The following is a 3236-nucleotide window of genomic DNA, read 5'->3' as shown; positions in this document are numbered from 1 at the left end:
GGCCGGCCACTATGGTCACTGAGTCAGCCTGCGCGGAATTCGTAGATAACCAAGCGGGTGCGTCCCCCGCCGGGTGGACCCGCTGGCGTAACGATCCCGTGGCTATGGTCACAAAGTCTTTGCAACTGTAACCTCCGAGTGAGGAAGCTCCCCCGCTTTCTGTACCCCCAGGTGGACCCCCCCTGTGTCCCACCTTTTTGCAGATTCGAGCGATCATGACTCTTCGCAAGACATTCCTTGCCACCGGAACCGCGGCCGCGCTGGCCACCGGTGGATTGTTCCTCACGGCCGCCCCGGCGGCCGCCGCCCCCGGCGACCCCGCCTGTGTGGCGGCGGAGGCCGAGCTGCGCGCGGCCCTGGAGCGGGCCGGCCTGGAGGCCGAGCTCGTCGACGAGCTGGAGGCCGCCGTCGATGCCGTGATCACCGCTCAGGCCGAGCGGGATGCCCTGGCCGTGGCCGCCGCGGAGGCGCTGACCGCATTGGAGGAGGCTCAGGCGAACCTGGCTGCGGCGGTCGAGGCCGCCGCGGAGGTGGACATCGAGGCCGCTGAGGCCGCGGTGGCCACCGCCCAGGCCGCCGTGGACGCCGCCGCCGCGGACCTGGCCGCCGCCGAGGCGGCCCTGGCCGCGGAGGTGGAGGCCTACGAGGCTGCGGTCGCGGTCGCCCAGGCCGAGCTTGACGCCGCGGTGGCCGCCCAGGAGACGGCGCAGGAGGAGCTGGCCGCAGCCGAGGACGCGGTGGTGGCGGCCGAGGCTGACCTCGACGCTGCGGTCGCGGCCCAGGAGGCCCTGGACGCGGCTCTAGCCGCCCAGGTCGAGGCCGACGCTGCCGTCGCCCCGGCTCAGGAGGCCTTGGATGCGGCTCTGGCCGTGCAGGTCGAGGCTGACGCTGCTGTCGCCCCGGCCCAGGAGGCCCTGGACGCGGCGGTGGCCGTGCAGATCGAGGCGCAGGCCGCGGTGGACGCCGCCCAGGCTGAGCTGGAGGCGGCTTTGGCCGTGCAGGCTACCGCCGACGCCGACGTGGCTGCCGCTCAGGCTGAGTTGGACGCGGCTGTGGCCGTGCAGGCCGACGCCAACGCGGCCTTGGCGGCTGCTGTGGCCGCCCGTGACGCCGCGGTCGCTGATGACGACCCGGACAACGACGCGGCCGCTGAGCAGGCGGTCGTGGACGCCCAGGCTGCGGTGGACCTCGCGGACGCGGCGGTGGCCGATGCGCAGGTGGCGCTGACCGCCGCCGAGGGCGTGGCCGCGGATGCGGCGGCCGTGGTGGCTCTCGAGCAGGGTGAGCTTGCTGCGACGCAGGCCACGCTGGATGCCGCGGTCGGGGCGGCGACCGAGGCGCAGGCTGTCCTGGATGCGGCTCTGGCCGCCCAGGCCGCCGCCGATGCGGCGGTGGATGCGGCCCAGACCGACTTGGATGCGGCCCTGGCCGCCCAAGCCGAGGCGGCGGCGGCGGTGGCCGCCGCTGAGCTGGCGGTCCAGGAGGCCGGCACCGTCGCTGACGCGCAGGCGGCGGTCGAGATCGCGATCGGTAACCGGGACACCGCCCAGGTTGACCTGGAGGAGGCCAACGCCGCGGTGGCTTCCGCCGAGGCCGCCCTGGAGGCGGCACAGGTCGAACCGGAAGCGCTGGTGGAGGCCCGCGCCGAGGTCACCGCCGCCCAGGCCGACCTCGCCGCAGCACAGGCGGACCGGGCCGCCGCCCAGGCCGACCTGGACGCCCAGCTGGGTCTGCTGGCCGCCGTGGCCGCCGCCGAGGAGGACTTCGCAGCCGCGCAGGAGAACTTCGAAGTGGCCCTGGCGGCCGCGGTCGAAGCCCAGCTGGCCCTGGACGCGACCATCGAGGAGCTGGCCGATCTCCGGCTGGCCCTGGGCGAGGTCGGGGTGGACGTGGCCGAGCTGGAGGTCCTGTTCGAGGAGGCCCTCACCGCCTGCTCCGCCGGGGTGGACATCGACATCGACACCGACACCGGGGTCATCGTCGTCCCACCCGCCACGCCCGGGGCGCCATGGTCCCCGGGCACGACCCCGACCTCCTGGGTGCCCGGCTCCTCGATGCACAGCACCTCGGTGTACGGCACCAACCAGGGGATGAACGTGCAGACCGCCGGCACCGGCACCACCGACACCGATGGCGCCGGCCTGGGCGCGGTGGCGCTCACCGGTGCCGGGCTGCTGGCGGCCACCGGTCTGGTGCTGCGCCGGCGGTTCAGCGCCCAGAACTGACCCCGTTGGTGCCGGCCGGCGCCACACCAGGCCTACGCCGGCACCCCTTGACCAGGGCCGGGTGCCCGTATCCACACCGGCACCCGGCCCTCTCCACAGCCAGAGGATCCCCTCATGCGGCACCCCGACCAGAACAACACCGGCGACGACCCCCGCCCGCCGCAGGCACGTTCCGGGCGCGCCCGCTCTTTGTCGGCCCTCGCCGCTGCCGCAAGTGCTGCGGGACTGCTCACGGCCGCGGTGCTGCTGGGCCCCGGCCCGGAAGCCGACGAGACCCTCACCACCCCACCGGCCACATCCCCTACGGCGCCGTCCACCGTGGTCGCTCCATCATCTACTGCAGCCAGCACCCCGTCACCGGGAACACCTGCGGAGCCCTCCTCTGTGGCTTCCTCCAGCCCGGCGCCGGTCCCCGGCAGCGCCTCACCCCCTGAACCCGTCAGTCCCGCACCGGGGGCGCTGCCCGCTGCGTCGGCTCCGGTGCACTTGACCGTGCCCGCGGCCGGCATCGACCAGCCCGTCCTGCCGCTGAGCCCCACCGCGGAGAACCTGGCCGAGCAGTCGATCGTTCCTCCGTTGACCACCGATGCCTACTGGCTGAGCACCTACGGTCACCCCGGGGACGGGTCGCAGACCACCACCTACATCACCGGGCACAGCTGGGAAGGCCTGGATGCACCCTTCGACCGGCTCAGCACCCAGGTCACCCCCGGGGACACCGTGGTGCTCGGCACCGAAACCGGCCAGATCAGCTACGTCGTGGAGACGGTCACGACCTACGACAAGAACAGCCTCAAGGACAGCGAGATCTGGGCCATTGTCCCGAACCGGCTGGTGCTGATCAGCTGTTTCGTCCAGGACCCGTGGGGCAAGAACGTCGTCGTCACCGCCATCCCCGCTGCCTGAACGCCGGGCACGAGCAGAATCGTTGCCCGATGCATCCCGCGGAGGCGGGAGCGACCCGCCCCAGGAGACGCTGTTGAATCTTCCCTCCATCGCCCTGATCACCCC

The 3236-nt window shown here is 73.3% G+C and carries 2 protein-coding genes; both read left to right on the top strand.

Translation table 11 applies throughout. The annotated features are described in order from the left end of the window. Positions 1–215 precede the first annotated feature (215 nt). Positions 216–2225, top strand: coding sequence for a hypothetical protein (locus BJF77_RS19575; protein WP_139318562.1), 2010 nt, complete (start codon positions 216–218; stop codon positions 2223–2225). 492 nt (positions 2226–2717) lie between these two features. Continuing rightward, positions 2718–3131 (top strand): class F sortase, encoded by a 414-nt coding sequence (locus BJF77_RS21885; RefSeq protein WP_255396253.1) that lies wholly within the window; start codon positions 2718–2720, stop codon positions 3129–3131. Positions 3132–3236: the final 105 nt, after the last annotated feature.

The organism is Kocuria sp. CNJ-770 (genome assembly GCF_001942375.1).
GTDB classification, from domain to species: domain Bacteria; phylum Actinomycetota; class Actinomycetes; order Actinomycetales; family Micrococcaceae; genus Kocuria; species Kocuria oceani.
Note: the sequence above shows the minus strand (reverse complement) of the source record. Positions and strands in the feature narration are given on the sequence as shown.

Bases quoted from the DNA above. Each gene is read 5' to 3' on its own strand.
- BJF77_RS19575 (WP_139318562.1), top strand. From the start codon at position 216: ATGACTCTTCGCAAGACATTCCTTGCCACCGGAACCGCGGCCGCGCTG.